15 protein-coding genes and 1 pseudogene are annotated in these 16603 nt (G+C 73.8%); 13 read left to right on the top strand and 3 right to left on the bottom strand.

Annotation, left to right across the window (positions count from 1 at the left end; translation table 11 throughout):
* Positions 1 to 97: 97 nt before the first annotated feature.
* The 11 genes and pseudogenes from ACGFQ9_RS08250 to ACGFQ9_RS08200 all read left to right on the top strand — a co-directional run bounded on the left by ACGFQ9_RS08250 (position 98) and on the right by ACGFQ9_RS08200 (position 11602).
* A complete protein-coding gene (locus tag ACGFQ9_RS08250) occupies positions 98 to 739 on the top strand; it encodes a hypothetical protein (protein WP_393572426.1) in 642 nt (213 codons plus the stop codon).
* Between the two features lie 192 nt (positions 740 to 931).
* On the top strand, positions 932 to 1579 hold the full coding sequence (locus tag ACGFQ9_RS08245; protein WP_393572425.1) for a PadR family transcriptional regulator: 648 nt from the start codon (positions 932 to 934) through the stop codon (positions 1577 to 1579).
* A 23-nt stretch (positions 1580 to 1602) separates the two neighbouring features.
* The gene (locus tag ACGFQ9_RS08240) at positions 1603 to 2352 is read left to right on the top strand and encodes an ABC transporter ATP-binding protein (protein WP_393572423.1); all 750 of its coding nucleotides are present in this window, start codon (positions 1603 to 1605) and stop codon (positions 2350 to 2352) included.
* Positions 2349 to 5198: an FtsX-like permease family protein gene (locus tag ACGFQ9_RS08235; RefSeq protein WP_393572421.1), complete on the top strand. Its 2850-nt coding sequence runs from the start codon at positions 2349 to 2351 to the stop codon at positions 5196 to 5198. The genes ACGFQ9_RS08240 and ACGFQ9_RS08235 overlap by 4 nt, the downstream gene beginning before the upstream one ends.
* A gap of 178 nt (positions 5199 to 5376) precedes the next feature.
* Positions 5377 to 5913 carry a bacterial proteasome activator family protein gene (locus ACGFQ9_RS08230; RefSeq protein ID WP_393572419.1) on the top strand — a complete coding sequence of 179 codons (537 nt, stop codon included), beginning with the start codon at positions 5377 to 5379 and terminating at the stop codon, positions 5911 to 5913.
* 187 nt (positions 5914 to 6100) lie between these two features.
* Positions 6101 to 6967, top strand: a complete 867-nt coding sequence (locus ACGFQ9_RS08225) for an NTP transferase domain-containing protein (protein ID WP_393572417.1) — start codon at positions 6101 to 6103, stop codon at positions 6965 to 6967.
* A complete protein-coding gene (locus tag ACGFQ9_RS08220) occupies positions 6964 to 8667 on the top strand; it encodes a molybdopterin molybdotransferase MoeA (protein ID WP_393572415.1) in 1704 nt (567 codons plus the stop codon). The genes ACGFQ9_RS08225 and ACGFQ9_RS08220 overlap by 4 nt, the downstream gene beginning before the upstream one ends.
* Positions 8664 to 9755: a potassium channel family protein gene (locus tag ACGFQ9_RS08215; protein WP_393572414.1), complete on the top strand. Its 1092-nt coding sequence runs from the start codon at positions 8664 to 8666 to the stop codon at positions 9753 to 9755. The genes ACGFQ9_RS08220 and ACGFQ9_RS08215 overlap by 4 nt, the downstream gene beginning before the upstream one ends.
* 58 nt (positions 9756 to 9813) lie before the next feature.
* Positions 9814 to 10794 carry an NAD(P)H-quinone oxidoreductase gene (locus ACGFQ9_RS08210; RefSeq protein WP_393572412.1) on the top strand — a complete coding sequence of 327 codons (981 nt, stop codon included), beginning with the start codon at positions 9814 to 9816 and terminating at the stop codon, positions 10792 to 10794.
* Between the two features lie 140 nt (positions 10795 to 10934).
* Positions 10935 to 11186 (top strand): annotated as a pseudogene (locus ACGFQ9_RS08205) (TM2 domain-containing protein); the annotation flags it as partial.
* Between the two features lie 17 nt (positions 11187 to 11203).
* Positions 11204 to 11602: a DUF2752 domain-containing protein gene (locus tag ACGFQ9_RS08200; RefSeq protein WP_393572410.1), complete on the top strand. Its 399-nt coding sequence runs from the start codon at positions 11204 to 11206 to the stop codon at positions 11600 to 11602.
* Positions 11603 to 11669: 67 nt separating this feature from the next.
* On the opposite strand, the gene ACGFQ9_RS08195 is transcribed toward ACGFQ9_RS08200, so the two are convergent.
* Genes ACGFQ9_RS08195 through pdhA form a run of 3 tightly spaced genes read right to left on the bottom strand, consistent with a single transcriptional unit; the run spans position 11670 to position 15198 of the window.
* Entirely contained in the window at positions 11670 to 13055 is a 1386-nt protein-coding gene (locus ACGFQ9_RS08195) for a dihydrolipoamide acetyltransferase family protein (RefSeq protein ID WP_393572409.1), read from the bottom strand.
* A complete protein-coding gene (locus ACGFQ9_RS08190) occupies positions 13055 to 14059 on the bottom strand; it encodes an alpha-ketoacid dehydrogenase subunit beta (protein ID WP_393572407.1) in 1005 nt (334 codons plus the stop codon). The genes ACGFQ9_RS08195 and ACGFQ9_RS08190 overlap by 1 nt, the downstream gene beginning before the upstream one ends.
* The gene (gene pdhA / locus ACGFQ9_RS08185; protein ID WP_393572405.1) at positions 14059 to 15198 is read right to left on the bottom strand and encodes a pyruvate dehydrogenase (acetyl-transferring) E1 component subunit alpha; all 1140 of its coding nucleotides are present in this window, start codon (positions 15196 to 15198) and stop codon (positions 14059 to 14061) included. The genes ACGFQ9_RS08190 and pdhA overlap by 1 nt, the downstream gene beginning before the upstream one ends.
* 205 nt (positions 15199 to 15403) lie before the next feature.
* On the opposite strand from pdhA, the gene ACGFQ9_RS08180 reads away from it, so the two are divergent.
* Both ACGFQ9_RS08180 and ACGFQ9_RS08175 read left to right on the top strand, forming a co-directional pair.
* Complete coding sequence (locus tag ACGFQ9_RS08180; protein WP_393572403.1) at positions 15404 to 15985, top strand: Lrp/AsnC family transcriptional regulator; 582 nt, start codon at positions 15404 to 15406, stop codon at positions 15983 to 15985.
* Positions 15986 to 16029: 44 nt separating this feature from the next.
* Positions 16030 to 16602, top strand: a complete 573-nt coding sequence (locus ACGFQ9_RS08175; RefSeq protein ID WP_393572401.1) for a GNAT family N-acetyltransferase — start codon at positions 16030 to 16032, stop codon at positions 16600 to 16602.
* Position 16603 lies beyond the last annotated feature (1 nt).

Genomic DNA, 16603 nt, shown 5'->3' with positions numbered 1-16603 from the left:
CGGGTGCCGCTTTTGCCCTGATATGTGAATCTGAGCCTGACATCTCGGCTCGCCCCGGACCCGGTCCGGGGGGACTCCGGTGACGGGAGGGCTCCCCGTGACTCGACTGCGCGCGCTCCGACGGCCCGCCGCGGTGGCGGTGCTCGGCTGCGCCCTGCTGCTGCCGACGGGCTCCGCGTTCGGCGGGGCGGCGTACGCCCGCGCGTACGGCCTCCCGCACAGCGCCTCGGCGCACCCCCTCTCGGCACACCACCCCGCCGCGCACCGCCCCACCGCGCACCGCCCCGGCGCCGATGACCCCTCCGCCGTCCCGATCAGCGACGAGGAGCTGCACGAGCTGGCCGGCAGCCCGGCCGGGGCCGGGCGGGAGCGCCCCGGACGGCCCGCCGACGCGCCCGCCAACCCCGAGGTCGTGGTCGCCGCACGGCCCCTCGCGCCGCCCCGCGTGGACCGCCCGGACCGCCCCGGGCTCCCCGACCGGCCGGACCGGCCGGACCGGCCGGACCGGCCGGACCTCCCTGGCCTTCCCGACCGCCCGGGCCTTCCCGACCGGCCCGAACGCCCCGGCCTGCCGCCGTCCGCCTCCCGGGCGGAGGGCGACTCGCCCTCCACCGCGCTCGGCACCGAGGCGGACTCCCGCGCGGCCGACCTGGCGGCGCACATACTGCCGCTGGGCACGGGGCTCGCCCTGATGGGCCTGGGCCTGGGATTCATCGGAGTACGCCTGCGGCGCGACTGACCGCCCCCGCGGACCAGCGCCCGGGGGCCGCCCCCTCCCGCGGCCCTCCCGCGGCCTCCCGAGGCCCTCCTGTGCCCCTCCCGTGGCCTTCCCGCGGCCCTGCCGGGGGCCCTCCCCAGCAGGGCGGTCCCCCTTGAGATGTAGGACCCAGGGCGGTTGCCGGTTGCGACATACTCGGTATACATACTGAGTATGTCGATCCGCCATGGTCTCCTCGCCCTGCTGGAACGCGGCCCCCGGTACGGCTCCCAGCTGCGCACCGAGTTCGAATCGCGCACCGGTGCCACCTGGCCGCTCAACGTCGGCCAGGTCTACACGACCCTGGCCCGCCTGGAACGCGACGGCCTGGTCGCCCCCGGCGGCGAGGACGAGGCCGGCCACACGCTCTACGCCATCACCGACGCCGGCCGCACCGAGCTGCGCTCCTGGTACGGCCGCCCCGTCGACCGCACCAACCCGCCGCGTGACGAGCTGGCCATCAAGCTCGCCATGGCCGTGGGCGCCCACGGTGTCGACATCCGCGCCGTCATCCAGTCGCAGCGGCACGCCACCGTCCAGGCCATGCAGGACTACACGCGGCTCAAGGCCCAGGCGCTCACCGCGATCGAGAGCGGGAAGTCCCGCGAACGCGACGACCTGGCCTGGCTGCTCGTCCTGGAACAGCTCATCTTCCAGACCGAGGCCGAAGCCCGCTGGCTCGACCACTCCGAAACCCGACTCGTACGGCTCGCCGCCCTCACCGGGGAGCCCCGTACGGCCGCGGACACCGCGGGCCCGGCCACCGCGCCCGCCACCGCACCGCACACCACTCGGCCCGCTGCCCGCACACCGCGCGGCTGACCCGCCTCAGGGGGACACTCCACATGCCCGATCCGAACAACTCCCGGCAGCAGCCCGTCCTGCAGCTGCAGCGGCTCACCCGCGTGCACGGCAGCGGGGCCACCGAGGTGCACGCCCTGCGCGGCATCGACCTCGACGTGTACCCGGGCGAACTCGTCGCCGTCATGGGCCCCTCCGGGTCCGGCAAGTCCACGCTGCTCACCCTGGCCGGCGGCCTGGACCAGCCCAGCGGCGGGCGGGTGATCGTCGAAGGCACCGACATCACCACCGCGAACCGCAAGCAGCTCGCCGCCCTGCGCCGGCGCAGCATCGGCTACGTCTTCCAGGACTACAACCTGATACCGGCCCTCACGGCCGCCGAGAACGTGGCGCTCCCCCGCGAGCTGGACGGGGTCTCGGCCCGCAAGGCCCGGGTCTCCGCGCTCGCCGCGCTGGAGGAGATGGGTCTGGCCCAGCTCGCCAACCGGTTCCCCGACGAGATGTCGGGCGGCCAGCAGCAGCGGGTGGCCATCGCGCGCGCCCTGGTCGGCGACCGCCGCCTGGTCCTGGCCGACGAGCCGACCGGCGCGCTGGACTCCGAGACCGGCGAGTCGGTGCTCGCGCTGCTGCGGGCCCGCTGCGACGCGGGCGCGGCCGGCATCCTGGTCACCCACGAACCGCGGTTCGCGGCCTGGGCGGACCGGGTGGTCTTCCTGCGGGACGGCAACGTGGTCGACGAGACCGCGCGCGCCGGGGCCGACACCCTGCTGTCCGGGCAGGCGGCCGCCCGGTGAACTCCTGGTACCACTCCTGGATCGCCGCCATCCGGATCGCCCGCCGCGACGCCTGGCGATCCAAGGGCCGCAGCCTCCTGGTGCTGTCGATGATCGCGCTGCCGATCCTCGGCGTGAGCGCCGCGGACCTGACCCTGCGCAGCGCCGAACTCAGCCCTGAGCAGCGGATGGACCGCGTCCTCGGCGCGGCCGACGCCAGTCTGAGGGTCTCGGGGCTGGACGGCCCGATGCTGCAGTCGCCGGACGGACGGAACTACGCGCCGGTCGGCGGCTTCGAGGACCACAAGCCGGTCCCGCAGGGCTCCAAGACCCCCGCCGACCCCCGCGCCGCGATCCCGGCGGGCACCCAGTCCCTCAAGGACAGCTCCGCCAGTGCCCGGATGCGCACCCGGCACGGCATCCTCGACACGACCGTACGCGAGCTCGACACCCGCAGCCCGCTGGCGAAGGGCCTGTTCACCACCGTCCGGGGCCGACTGCCGCAGCAGCCCGGCGAGGTCGCGGCCACGCAGAACTTCCTGGAATCCTCCGGCCTCTACGTCGGCTCCACGGTGGTGGCGCGTGGTGCCGAGCACCTGAAGTACAAGATCGTCGGCGCCTACGAGCTCCCGGACGAGCTCAAGACCGACCAGCTGCTGGCTCCGCCCGGCACCGTGCTCGCCCCGCTGGACAAGGCGCTGGTCGCGGCCGGGCTGCAGGGGGTCACCGCCGAGGACCGGTACCTGGTCAAGGTCGGCGGCGAAGGTTTCACGTGGAACATGGTCCAGCAGGCCAACGCCAAGGGCCTGCTCGTGGTCTCCCGCGCGGTGGTGCTCGACCCGCCCGCCGACTCCGAAGTCCCGCTGTACCAGCAGGAGGACGGCCGTTTCTTCGTGACGAGCGAGGGCTTCGAGGCGACCGCCCTGGCCATGGCCGCCACCGTGGTCGGCCTCGCCATGCTGGAGATCTGCCTGCTGGCAGGCCCCGCCTTCGCGGTGGGCGCCCGCCGGTCGCGCCGCCAGCTCGGCCTGGTCGGCGCCAACGGCGGCGACCGGAGCCACATCCGGGCCATCGTGCTCTCCGGCGGTCTGGTCATCGGCGCGGCGGCCGCCGTGGTGGGCACGGTGCTCGGCGTCCTGCTGACGGTCGCGCTCCGGCCGCTGCTGGAGCAGCAGCTCGGCAACCGCTTCGGCGGCTGGGACTTCCGCCCGCTGGAGCTCCTGGGCATCGCCCTGATCGCCGTCCTGACCGGCCTGCTGGCCGCGATCGCCCCGGCGGTCACCGCCTCCCGGCAGACCGTGCTGGCCTCGCTCACCGGCCGCCGCGGGGTCCGCAAGGCCAACCGGGTGCTGCCGGTGCTGGGCCTGATCGCCATCGCCCTGGGCGTGGCCGTCGCCCTCTACGGGACCGCGGCCGACCTGGGCTTCATGGTGGTGGCGGCCGGCAGCATCCTGGCCGAGCTGGGTCTGGTGGCGCTCACCCCGGTGCTGGTCGGCCTGTTCGGCCGGACCGGCCGGTGGCTGCCGCTGTCGCCGCGGCTCGCGCTGCGCGACGCCGTGCGCAACCGGGGGCGTACGGCCCCGGCGGTGGCGGCGGTACTCGCGGCGGTGGCCGGCACGGTCGCGGTCGCGACGTTCCAGCAGAGCCAGGAGGCCCAGGGGCGGCACGAGTACCGGGCCACACTCCCGTACGGCGTCGGCTCCATGAACTCCCTCGAGGGCAACGACTACCGGGAGGTGCCGGCCGTCCGGCAGGCGCTCTCCCGTGAACTGCCGGTCGCCGTACGGGCGGACACCGACCGGATCGCGGTCGGCCGTCCCGGCTGCGACGCCTGGTCCAGCGAACAGGGCTGTGGCCGAGCCGAGGTGCTCGTACCGAAGGACCAGCGGTGTCCGCTGTGGGAGGGGAAGGGGCCGGAGAGCCTCACCCCGGAGCAGATCCGCACCTTCCGGAAGGACTGGCGGTGCAAGGAGCATGAAAGCTACTCCGAATACGGGACGCTGGTCGCGGACGAGAAGCTGCTGAGCACCCTGGCCGTCACCGACCCGGGGACGGTGCAGGCGTTGAAGTCGGGGAAGGCGGTCTCCTTCGACCGGCGGCAGGTCAAGGACGGCAAGGTCACGCTCCGGCTGATCACCGACATGCAGAAGGCCGAGGAGGCCTCCACCAAGGGCGAGGACGCCCCGGGGCAGGACAAGGTCTTCCCCGTGCACCAGGCACCGGAGTCCGCGAACGCCTACGGCGTCCGGCTGGTCCTGCCGCCGGCCGCGGCGCGGGCGGCCGGACTGACGACCGTGCCGTACGGCTCGTACTTCACCCTCGACACGAAGCCGAGCAGCGAGCAGCGGCAGCGCCTGGAAGGCGAGATCGACCGGATCGGCGCCGAGGTCGGCGTGCACATCGAGAACGGCTACCAGGGCAGCGACAGCCTGGTGCTGCTGGCCCTGGGCGTGTTCGCGGGCCTGGTCACCATCGGCGCGGCCGGCATCGCCACCGGGCTGGCCCAGGCGGACGCCGAGGCCGACCTGAAGACGCTGGCCGCGGTGGGTGCACCGCCGCGGGTACGGCGGACCCTGTCGGGCTTCCAGTGCGGGGTGGTCGCGGCCATGGGCGTGCTGCTCGGCTCGGCGGCCGGGGTGCTGCCGGCGATCGGCCTGCGGCTGACCGAGCGGCGCGAGCAGATCTCCTTCTGGGAGGAGAGCATGGCCAAGGGCTGGGGCATCGACACGGCGAAGCCGTTCGTGCCGGTGGTCGTGCCGTGGGGCACGCTGGCGGCCCTGCTGGTGCTGGTCCCGGTGGGCGCGGCGCTGCTGGCGGCGCTGGTCACCCGCTCGTCCGGCGCCCTGGCCCGCCGCGCGGCGGGGTAGGCGGGAGGAGTAGGCGGGGGGCGGGTCCGCGCCCCGGCCGGGACGACCAGCACACCACTAACCCACACAACCCCGGATGAACCGGACGGTGTGGCGCAAGGAAGCCCCCTGGGAGGGTGGATCACCCCTCCCAGGGGGCACACCGTGTGAGAACGAAGGTGTGGGAGAGAATGGCGGCATGGAGATGCCGAGGAGTGAACGGTCGCAGGACAGCCCCCCGCAGGTCCTGATCGTGGGCCAGGACGGGATGGCGGTCGGCGGCGCCGATGACGAGTCGCGCGAGGTCCCGGTGACGGAAATGGTCGAACAGCCAGCCAAGGTCATGCGGATCGGCAGCATGATCAAGCAACTTCTGGAAGAAGTCCGCGCTGCTCCTCTGGACGAGGCCAGCCGGGTCCGCCTGAAGGACATCCACGCCTCCTCGGTCAAGGAACTCGAGGACGGCCTGGCCCCCGAACTGGTCGAGGAACTGGAGCGCCTCTCGCTCCCGTTCACGGACGAAGCGATCCCCTCGGAAGCGGAACTGCGCATCGCGCAGGCACAGTTGGTCGGCTGGCTGGAGGGCCTGTTCCACGGCATCCAGACGGCCCTGTTCGCCCAGCAGATGGCCGCCCGGGCCCAGCTCGAGCAGATGCGCCGGGCCCTTCCCCCGGGTGCCCCGACGGACGACGACGAAGGCCACGGCCCGATCCGCTCGGGCGGCCCGTACCTGTAACCCCGTGAACTCCGCTCCCCACGAAGGGGGCGGAGTTCTTTTTTCGGGAGCCTGCCCCGGCTCCACGGGATCCGGGGCGGGCCCGAGGAGCCGGTGGTGACGGGAGTGGTGACGGAGTCGGCCGGGCCGGCCGGGAGCCGGTGAGGCCGGGTCGGCGCGGGACTTCGCGCGGGCCATACTCGAGCACATGAGCTACGACGCCATCGTCCTCGCCGGCGGCGCAGCCGAACGGCTGGGAGGTGCCGACAAACCCGGCCTCAGCGTCGGCGGCCGCACCCTCCTCGACCGGGTGCTCGGCGCCTGCGCCGACGCCCGCCGCACCGTGGTCGTCGGCCCCCGCCGCCCCACCGCCCGCCCCGTGACCTGGACCCGCGAGTCCCCACCAGGCGCCGGCCCGCTGGCAGCGCTGGACGCCGGGCTCCGGCAGAGCTCCGCCGAGCTGGTGCTCGTACTCTCCGCCGACCTGCCGTTCCTGGACCGTACGACCACCGTCGCGCCGCTCCTGGAAGCCGGCCGCGCCGCCGCCGACGGCGCCCTGCTCCGCGACCCCTCGGGCCGCGACCAGCCCCTCGTCGCCGTCTACCGTGCCGAACCGCTGCGCCGCGAGATCGCGCTGCTGGCCACCGAGCACGGCACCCTCACCGGCCTGCCCCTGCGCGCCCTCCTCGCCGAGCTGAACCTCACCCGCGTCACCGCCCGGCCCCTCGCCTCCTTCGACTGCGACACCTGGGACGATCTCGCCGCCGCCCGTGCCCGGATCAGGGAGCATGGGAACGTGCTGGACGAATGGATCACCGCCGTCAAGAACGAGCTGGGCATCGACGTCGACGTCGATACCAAGACCCTGCTCGACCTCGCCCGCGACGCCGCCCACGGCGTCGCCCGCCCCGCAGCGCCGCTGACCACCTTCCTGATCGGCTACGCGGCCGCCCAGGCCGCCGCCGGCGGCGCCGACCCCGCCGAGGCCGTGACCCGTGCGTCCCGGCAGGCCGCGGCGCTCGCCCTGCGCTGGGCCGACGAGGCCGGCACCGATGCCGCGGGTGATTCCGGATGACCCCCGCACACGCTCCCGGTTCCCCGGCCGAACGCGACCTCGACGAAGCCCTCCTCCACGCCGTGGGCCTGAGCAGCCCGCTCCCCCCGGCCGCCCGGGCCGAGGCCGGCCCACCGCCTCCGTCCTCGGACGACGGCAACGGCAACGGCAACGGCAACGGCAACGGCAACGGCAACGGCAACGGCAACGGCAACGGCAACGGCGACAGCGACAGCGACAGCGACAGCGACAGCGACAGCGACAGCGACAGCAACGACGACACACGTCGCGAGCCGGCGCGAGACCGCGACCAGGGCCGCGACCACGCTCAGGGCCACGACCACGGCCCCGCCCCGGCACCCGCCCCCGACCGCGGCGCCCGCCGACGGCCCACCCACGAGCAGGCCCTCGACCAGGCACTCGCCCTGGTCGCACGCACTCCCGACGCCGGCGGCCACCGCGCCGCCCCCTGGTCCCGGGCCCGGGACCTGGCCGGGCGGGCCGGGGCGGGCCGCCGGGAGCACGTCCACCGGGTGCCGCTCGCGGACGCCCTCGGCGAGGTGCTGGCCGAGCCGCTCGACGCCCTCACCGACCTGCCCTCCTTCGACACCTCCGCCATGGACGGCTGGGCCGTCTCCGGTCCCGGCCCCTGGGTCATCCGCCCCGGCAGCACCACCCTGGCCGGCGGCGACGAGCCCTCCCCGCTCGCCGACGGGGAGGCCGTGCCGATCGCCACCGGCGCGCGGGTCCCCGCCGACACCACCGCCGTGATCCGCAGCGAGCACTCCCGCACCGATGAGAACCGGGCCCGGCTGTACCCGCGGCGCGAAGTGGTCGCGGGCCAGGACATCCGGCCGCGCGCCCAGGAGTGCCGTACGGGCGACCGGCTGCTGCCCGCGGGGGCCCGGGTCACCCCCGCCGTGCTCGGCCTGGCCGCCGCCGCGGGCTACGACGAACTCGACACCCGCCCCCGGCCCCGCGTGGAGGTCCTGGTCCTCGGCAATGAGCTGCTCACCGAGGGCCGCCCGCACGAAGGCCTGATCCGGGACGCCCTCAGCCCCATGCTCGGGCCCTGGTTCGCCGGGCTCGGCGCGCAGGTCCTCGGCACCCGCCGGCTCGGCGACGACCCCGAGGGGGTCGAGGAGCTCCACCGCGCCCTCACCGACTCGCCGGCCGACCTGGTGGTCACCACCGGCGGCACCGCCTCCGGTCCGGTCGACCACGTGCACCCCGTGCTCCGCCGGCTCGGCGCCGAACTGCTCGTCGACGGCGTGGCCGTCCGGCCCGGCCACCCGATGCTGCTGGCCCGCCTCACCGCCGGCCGGTTCCTCGTCGGCCTGCCCGGGAACCCGCTGGCCGCCGTCTCCGGGCTGCTCACCCTCGCCGAGCCCCTCCTGCGCGGGCTGGCCGGCCTCGGGCCCCGCCCGCGCTGGACCGCCGCCGTGCGGGACGACGTACCGGGTCACCCCCACGACACCCGGCTGGTTCCGGTGGTCCTCTCCGGCGACCTGGCCGTACCGCTGCGCTACCAGGGCCCGGCCATGCTCCGCGGGGTGGCCGCCGCCGACGCGCTGGCCGTCGTACCGCGCGGCGGCGCACGGGCCGGCCAGGAACTGGAGGTCCTCGAACTGCCCTGGACCGCCACGGCGGGAGAGTGGACTTCCCCCAGCTCCACCGACTCGGCCGACTCCGTCGACCCCATCGGCCGGTACGACCGGTGAAGCTCCACGGCCAGGACGCGATGGCCCGCGAGGCCGACGAGAAGCTCGCCCAGCACCGGGTCCAGATGCCCACGCGGGTGGTGGGAAAGCCCCTCCGGCAGGTCATGAAGCGTCTGCTGATGGCGCTGTTCGTGCTGGTCCTGACGGTCTTCATCGTCTACGCCGACCGCGAGGGCTACCACGACAACGCCAACGAGACGCTCGACTTCCTCGACTGCGTCTACTACGCGACGGTGACCCTCTCCACCACCGGTTACGGCGACATCGTCCCCTACAGCGACAGCGCGCGGCTGATGAACATCCTGCTGATCACGCCGCTGCGCGTGCTGTTCCTGATCATCCTGGTCGGCACCACCCTGGAGGTCCTCACCGAGCGGACCCGGGACGAGTGGCGGCAGAACCGCTGGAGGAAGCAGTTGCGTGACCACACGGTGGTCGTCGGTTTCGGCACCAAGGGCCGGTCGGCCCTGCAGACCCTCCTGGCCACCGGCCTGGACAAGCAGCGGGTGGTCGTCGTAGATCCCAGCGCCAAGGTGGTCGACGCGGCCAACGCGGAGGGGTTCACGGGGGTGGTCGGTGACGCCACCCGCTCCGAGGTCCTGCTCCGCGCCGAGGTACAGAAGGCCCGTCAGGTGGTCATCGCCACCCAGCGCGACGACACTGCCGTCCTGGTCACCCTGACGGCCCGGCAGCTCAACCGGGGCGCCAAGATCGTCGCGGCGGTGCGCGAGGAGGAGAACGCCCCGCTGCTCCGCCAGTCCGGCGCCGACGCCGTCATCACCAGTGCCAGCGCGGCCGGACGGCTGCTCGGCCTGTCGGTGCTCAGCCCCAGCGCGGGCACCGTGATGGAGGACCTGATCCAGCAGGGCAGCGGCCTGGACCTGCTGGAGCGCCCGGTGAACAAGTCCGAGGTGGGCAAGGGCGTCCGGGAGACCTCCGACCTGGTGGTCAGCGTGCTCCGCGGCCACCGGCTGCTGCCCTACGACGACCCGCACGCCGGCCCGCTCCAGCTGACGGACCGGCTGATCGTCATCGTCCGCGCGGCCCCGCCCGGCACCCCGGCGGCGACTCCTCCGTCGGCGGGCTGAACGCGCCCACCGGCGCACATACTTCAGGGTCCTGACGGCGCGTACTACTGTCCGGGCCATGCATGCGATCACCATTCCGCAGCCCGGCGGCCCCGAGGCCCTGCTCTGGGCCGACGTACCCGATCCGGTGCCCGGCGAGGGCGAGGTCCTCGTCGAGGTCGCGGCCAGTGCCGTGAACCGCGCCGACGTGCTCCAGCGACGGGGCTTCTACGACCCGCCGCCGGGCGCCTCGCCCTATCCGGGACTCGAATGCTCGGGCCGGATCACGGCGGTGGGTCCCGGGGTCTCCGGCTGGGCGGTCGGCGACGAGGTGTGCGCGCTGCTGGCCGGCGGCGGTTACGCGGAGAAGGTCGCGGTACCGGCCGGACAGCTGCTGCCGGTGCCGGCCGGGGTGGACCTGACCACTGCCGCGGCACTGCCCGAGGTCGTCTCGACGGTCTGGTCGAACGTGTTCATGGTGGCCCATCTGCGGCCGGGCGAGACCCTGTTGGTGCACGGCGGGGCCAGCGGCATCGGCACGATGGCGATCCAGCTGGCGAAGGCGGTCGGGGCCCGGGTGGCCGTGACGGCCGGCGGGCCGGAGAAGCTGGCGCGCTGCAAGGAGTTGGGCGCGGACATCCTCGTCGACTACCGCGAGCAGGACTTCGTGGCCGCGCTCGGGGAGGCGACGGGCGGGGCCGGGGCGGACGTCATCCTGGACATCATGGGCGCGAAGTACCTGTCCCGGAACGTGGAAGCGCTGGCCGTGAACGGGCGGCTCGCCGTCATCGGACTGCAGGGCGGGGTCAAGGCCGAACTCGACCTGGGGGCACTGCTGTCGAAGCGGGCCGCGGTGACCGCGACCTCGCTGCGGGCACGGCCCCTGGAGGAGAAGGCCGCGATCGTGGCCGCCGTACGCGAGCACGTGTGGCCGCTGGTCGAGGCCGGGCTGGTACGGCCGGTCGTCCACGAGACGTTCCCGCTCGCGAATGCCGCGGATGCGCACAGGACGCTGGAATCCGGCACACATGTGGGGAAGATTCTTCTGGTCAGTCGCTGATCTGTAACATTCCCGCCATTCCCAAGGCCCTTGGTACGGCATATAAGGTGACGGTAAGTGCGATGAAATAGTCGCGCGTCCTGAGCACGTATCACTGACCAGCAAAGGCCACCGCTTTCATGGCATTCCCGCAGCAGCCCGACCCCAACGCGCCGTTCGGCTACGCTCCCAACGGTATCCCCTACTCCGAGAAGTCGAAGATCGTCGCCGGCGTTCTGCAGCTCTTCCTCGGCACTCTCGGTATCGGCCGCTTCTACACGGGTCACGTGGGCATGGCCATCGGCCAGCTGCTGACCTGTGGTGGTCTGGGCATCTGGGCCCTGATCGACGGCATCATGCTGCTCACCAGCAGCACCGCCACCGACTCGAACGGTCGCGTCCTGCGCGGCTGAGCATGAGCTCGGACGGCATGACGGCAGGGCCCGCACCGTGGACGGTGCGGGCCCTGCCGGTCGTTCTCGGCGCGGCCGCCGTGGCGGGCGCCGTCTACGTGTACGGGCACAGCCCGTACGACCCCTCCCAGCTGCTGCCCCGCTGCCCGGTGCAGTGGGCGACCGGGCTGTCCTGCCCGGGCTGCGGGGGCACGCGCATGGCGTACAGCCTGCTGCACGGCGACCTGGCGGGCGCGGCCCGCGCGAACGCCGCACTGCTGGCCGTGCTGCCCGTGGTGGCGCTGGGCTACGGCCACTGGCTGACCACCGCCACCCTGCGCGGCCGGCGCTACCGCGTGCCCGTCGGGAAACGCGGCAGCGCGGCGATCATCGCGATCGCCGCGCTGTGGACGGTGCTCCGCAACGTCCTGGGCTAGGCCTGGGACCCGCCAGGCCGTACCGGGGGCCCGTCAAGGCCCGTCAAGGCCCGTCCCGGGACTCCGGCTAGAGGCTGCGCAGCAGGACTGCCGGCTGCTCCACGCAGTCCGCGACGAAGCGCAGGAAGCCGCCCGCCGTACCGCCGTCACAGACCCGGTGGTCGAAGGTGAACGAGAGCTGCACCACCTGGCGGACCGCCAGCTCGCCCTGGTGGACCCAGGGCTTGGGGACGATCCGGCCGACGCCCAGCATGGCCGCCTCGGGGTGGTTGATGATCGGCGTGGAGCCGTCGACGCCGAACACCCCGTAGTTGTTGAGGGTGAACGTGCCGCCCGTGAGGTCCGCCGGGGCGAGCTTCCCCGTCCGGGCCAGCTCGGTGAGCCGGGCGAACTCGGCCGACAGCGCCTCCGGGTTCATCGTGTGTGCGTCGCGGACCACCGGGACGACCAGCCCGCGCTCGGTCTGGGCGGCGAAACCCAGGTGGACCGAGGGGAGCTGGACGATCTCGTTGGCCGCGAGGTCCACCGTCGAGTTCAGCTCCGGGTAGCGGGCGAGCGCCGCCGTGCAGATCCGGGCCAGCAGGGCCAGCACGGAGATCTTCGGGCCGCCGGCCGCGTTCATCGCGGCCCGTGCCGCCATCAGCTCGGTGGCGTCCGCGTCCACCCAGCAGGTGGCCTCCGGGATCTCCCGCCGGCTGCGCGACAGCTTCTCGGCGACGGCGCCCCGCAGTCCCTTGAGCGGGATCCGCTTGCCCGCCGCCGGCACGGCCGCGGCGGCCGTGCCGGGGACTGCGGCCGGCAGGACCTCGGGGGCGCGGAGCGCGGCCTCGACGTCGGCCCGCAGGATCAGGCCCTCGGGGCCCGACCCGTGCAGCGCGCGCAGGTCGACCCCGTTGTCCCGGGCCAGCTTGCGCACCAGCGGGGAGATGACCGGGACCGGCCCGGCGTGGACCGGCGCGGCCGGAGCCGGGACCGGAGCCGGGGCGGGGGCCGGAGCCGGGGCCGCCACCGGAGCCGGGACAGCCGGCGCGCCCGCCGGACGGACGCGGCGGCGCCGGGCCGGACGCGAGTGGTCCGTGCCGTAGCCGACGAGGACGTTGCCCGAGCCCGACGCGGCGGCATCGGCATCCGCCGCGGCAGTGGACGAGCCGCCCCCGGCGGCCCCCGCCGCCTGGTCCAGGTCCAGATCCAGGTCCTTGCAGTCGCCCACGCCCACGGCGACCGTGATCAGCGGAGCCCCCACCGGAAGCTCCGTGCCCTCCTCGCCGAAGCGGGCGGTGACCACTCCCCCGTACGGGCAGGGCACCTCCACCATGGCCTTGGCCGTCTCCACCTCGACCACGGGCTGGTCCACCGCCACCACGTCGCCGACGGACACCAGCCAGCGGACGATCTCCGCCTCGGTGAGCCCCTCCCCGAGGTCGGGAAGCTTGAACTCCATCACCTTGGGCATCAGTTCTCCCACTGCAGCCGGGCCACGGTGTCCAGGATCCGGTCCACGCCGGGCAGGTGGTACTTCTCCAGCATCGGCGGCGGATACGGGATGTCGAGTCCCGTCACCCGCAGCACCGGCGCCTCCAGGTGGTGGAAGCAGCGCTCCGTGATGCGGGCGGCGATCTCCGCGCCCGGTCCGCCGAAGCCGTTGGCCTCGTGGACCACCACCGCGCGGCCGGTACGGCGTACCGACGCGACCACCGTCTCCTCGTCGAACGGGACCAGCGAGCGCAGGTCCACGACCTCCAGGTCCCAGCCCTCCTGACGGGCGGCCTCGGCCGCCTCCAGGCAGACCGGGAGCGAGGGGCCGTACGTGATCAGCGTGGCGCCCGTGCCCGGGCGGCGGACCAGCGCCTTCCCGATGCCGGGGACGGCCGCCGGAGCCTCCGGGGACCAGTCGGCCTTCGACCAGTAGAGCCGCTTCGGCTCCAGGAAGACGACCGGGTCGTCCGAGGCGATCGAGGCCCGCAGCAGCCCGTACGCGTCCTCCACCGTGGCCGGGGTGACGACCGTCAGGCCGGGCGTGGCCACGTAGTACGCCTCGGAGGAGTCGCTGTGGTGCTCCACGCCGCCGATGCCGCCGCCGTAGGGCACCCGGATGGTGATCGGGAGCGGCATCGCGCCCCGGGTGCGGTTCCGCATCCGGGCGACGTGGGAGATCAGCTGCTCGAAGGCCGGGTAGGCGAACGCGTCGAACTGCATCTCCACGACCGGGCGCAGACCGTACATGGCCATGCCCACCGCGGCGCCGAGGATGCCCGCCTCGGCGAGCGGGGTGTCGGTGCAGCGGTCCTCGCCGAACTCCTTGGCCAGGCCGTCCGTGATCCGGAAGACCCCGCCGAGCGTGCCGACGTCCTCGCCCATGACGTGGACCGTGGGGTCCTCCGCCATCGCGTCGCGCAGGGCCCGGGTCAGGGCCTGCGCCATCGTGGCCGGCTTCGCAGCCAGTGCCGAAGCCGCCATTACTCGTTCTCCGCTTCCAGCTCGGCCCGCAGCATCTCCGCCTGCTCCCGCAGGCGGTCCGTCCGCTCGGCGTAGACGTGCTCGAAAAGATCCATCGGATTCAGCACCGGGTCGGCGTTCATCCGGTCGCGCAGGGCCGCCGCCATGGTCTCCGCCGCTTCCTTGGCCACCCGAATGCCCTCCTCGTCGAGGATGCCGCGTGCGGTCAGCTCGCGCTCGAGGAGCTCCACCGGGTCGTGCGCCTTCCACGCCTCGACCTCGGCGTCCACCCGGTAACGGGTGGCGTCGTCGGCGTTGGTGTGGGCCTCGATCCGGTACGTGATCGCCTCGATCATGGTCGGGCCGCCGCCTGAACGCGCCCGGTCCACCGCCTCGGACAGCACCTCGTGCATCGCGGCCACGTCGTTCCCGTCGACCAGGCGGCCCGGCATGCCGTACCCGACGGCCTTGTGGGCCAGCGTGGGAGCGGCGGTCTGCTTGGCCAGCGGCACGGAGATCGCGAAGCCGTTGTTCTGCACGAGGAAGACGACCGGGGCCTGCCAGACCGCGGCGAAGTTCATCGCCTCGTGGAAATCGCCCTCGCTGGTGCCGCCGTCACCGATCATGGCCAGGGCCACCACGTCGTCGCCGCGCAGCCGCGCCGCGTGCGCCAGGCCCACCGCGTGCGGCAGCTGGGTGGCGAGCGGGGTGCTCAGCGGGGCTATCCGGTGCTCGTGCGGGTCGTAGCCGGTGTGCCAGTCGCCGCGCAGCAGGGTGAGCGCCTGGACCGGGTCCAGGCCGCGGGCCACCGCCGCGAGGGTGTCCCGGTAGCTGGGGAAGAGCCAGTCCTGCTCCTGCAGCACCACCGCGGCGGCGATCTCGCAGGCCTCCTGGCCGACGGTGGAGGGGTACACCGCGAGGCGTCCCTGCCGGGTCAGCGCGGTGGCCTGGGCGTTGTACCGGCGGCCGCGGACCAGCTCCGCGTAGTAGCGGCGCATCAGCTCGGGGTCGAGCTTCTCGGCCGCGGGAGTGCCCAGGACCCGGTACGGCTCGGGGTCCGGAAGCAGCGGAGCGGCGTCCGTGCGGGGCCGCCAGGCGGGCGGCGGAGTGGGCCGGTAGGACGACGACGCACCGGCACCGGGCAGCTCTTGGACCGTCATGGCGGCGTACACCTCCTCGTGGGAAGCGGGCTGGGGGCACCTCCCAGCCGTGGCTGGGGGAGGCGCGCTGCGGTGTGAGGCGCCTCACCTACCGATTGTTCGGTCGTCCGCACATTTTGGCTACAGGCGGCTTCAGGCTGTGGACAAACGGGCGCCGGGGGCCTGGTATGGACGCAGGACGTCCAGCAGAGGGAGGCAGTGGGCAATGCCGGATGAACAAATGGCCGGAGCGGGAACGGAGCAGGTCGCGGAGGGACGCGCGGCGGCCGTCCCACCGGTCGCGCCGGGCGCACCGGGCGCACCGGTCCCGCCTCGCCCGCTGGACCCCGTCGACCGCTCGATCCTCCGGTTGCTCCAGTCGGACGGCCGGGCCTCCATACGGTCGGTCGCCGAGCAGGTACACGTCTCCCGGGCGAACGCCTACTCCCGGATCAACCGGCTGATCGACGACGGGGTGATCCGGGGGTTCACCGCCCGGGTCAACCACGAGCGGGCCGGCCAGGGCGCCTCCGCCTACATCACACTGAAGATCGTCCAGAACTCCTGGCGGACGGTCCGGGAGAAGCTCAGGGAGCTGCCCGGCGCCGCGCACATCGCCCTGGTCAGCGGCGATTTCGACGTCTTGCTGCTGGTCCACACCCCGGACAACCGCACCCTGCGCGAGCTGGTCCTGACCCGGCTGCAGGCCATCCCGGAGGTGCTGTCCACCCGGACCCTGCTGGTGTTCGAGGAAACGGATCTGCTGGACCCGGGCCCGGGTGGCGGCCCGGCCCTCACCGAGGACTGACCGGCTACCCTCCCCCAAGATCCACACGACCTGGGGGGACCCGCATGCCCACACTGACGGGCCGGTACGTCCGGCTGGAACCGCTCGGCCAGAGCCACCACGACGGCCTGTGCGAGGCCATCCGCGACGGCGAACTGTGGAAACTGCCCGTCACCCTCGTCCCCCACCCCGACGACGTCCGCGGCTGGATCGGGGACGCGCAGGCGGCGGCGACGGCCGGCACCGACCTCGCCTTCGCCACGGTGGACCTGGCCACCGGCCGGATCGCCGGCTCCACCCGGTTCCTGAAGATGGTTCCGGAGCACCGCAGGCTGGAGATCGGCTGGACCTTCATCGGCCGCTCCTGGCAGCGCACCGCCGTCAACACCGAGGCGAAGCTGCTGATGCTGACGCACGCCTTCGAGACGCTCGGCACGCACCGCGTCGAGCTGCTGACCGACGTGCGGAACTCCGCCTCGCGGGCGGCGATAGCCCGGATCGGCGGCGTACAGGAGGGCGTCCTGCGCCGGCACATGGTGATGCCGGACGGCTGGGTCCGTGACTCGGTCCTGTTCAGCCTCACGGACACCGACTGGCCCGCGGCGAAGGCCGCCCTGGCCGCCCGCCTGGACCGCTGAG

This window comes from Streptomyces sp. NPDC048603 (assembly GCF_043199475.1).
Classification (GTDB): domain Bacteria; phylum Actinomycetota; class Actinomycetes; order Streptomycetales; family Streptomycetaceae; genus Streptomyces.
This window is presented reverse-complemented; position numbering and strand designations above follow the sequence as displayed.

Excerpts from the sequence above, each read along its gene's own strand:
- ACGFQ9_RS08230 (WP_393572419.1), top strand. The coding sequence starts at position 5,377 with ATGGAGATGCCGAGGAGTGAACGGTCGCAGGACAGCCCCCCGCAGGTC.
- ACGFQ9_RS08180 (WP_393572403.1), top strand. The coding sequence starts at position 15,404 with ATGCCGGATGAACAAATGGCCGGAGCGGGAACGGAGCAGGTCGCGGAG.
- pdhA (WP_393572405.1), bottom strand. The coding sequence starts at position 15,198 with ATGACGGTCCAAGAGCTGCCCGGTGCCGGTGCGTCGTCGTCCTACCGG.
- ACGFQ9_RS08175 (WP_393572401.1), top strand. The coding sequence starts at position 16,030 with ATGCCCACACTGACGGGCCGGTACGTCCGGCTGGAACCGCTCGGCCAG.
- ACGFQ9_RS08240 (WP_393572423.1), top strand. The coding sequence starts at position 1,603 with ATGCCCGATCCGAACAACTCCCGGCAGCAGCCCGTCCTGCAGCTGCAG.
- ACGFQ9_RS08210 (WP_393572412.1), top strand. The coding sequence starts at position 9,814 with ATGCATGCGATCACCATTCCGCAGCCCGGCGGCCCCGAGGCCCTGCTC.
- ACGFQ9_RS08200 (WP_393572410.1), top strand. The coding sequence starts at position 11,204 with ATGACGGCAGGGCCCGCACCGTGGACGGTGCGGGCCCTGCCGGTCGTT.
- ACGFQ9_RS08245 (WP_393572425.1), top strand. The coding sequence starts at position 932 with ATGTCGATCCGCCATGGTCTCCTCGCCCTGCTGGAACGCGGCCCCCGG.
- ACGFQ9_RS08195 (WP_393572409.1), bottom strand. The coding sequence starts at position 13,055 with ATGCCCAAGGTGATGGAGTTCAAGCTTCCCGACCTCGGGGAGGGGCTC.
- ACGFQ9_RS08190 (WP_393572407.1), bottom strand. The coding sequence starts at position 14,059 with ATGGCGGCTTCGGCACTGGCTGCGAAGCCGGCCACGATGGCGCAGGCC.
- ACGFQ9_RS08220 (WP_393572415.1), top strand. The coding sequence starts at position 6,964 with ATGACCCCCGCACACGCTCCCGGTTCCCCGGCCGAACGCGACCTCGAC.
- ACGFQ9_RS08225 (WP_393572417.1), top strand. The coding sequence starts at position 6,101 with ATGAGCTACGACGCCATCGTCCTCGCCGGCGGCGCAGCCGAACGGCTG.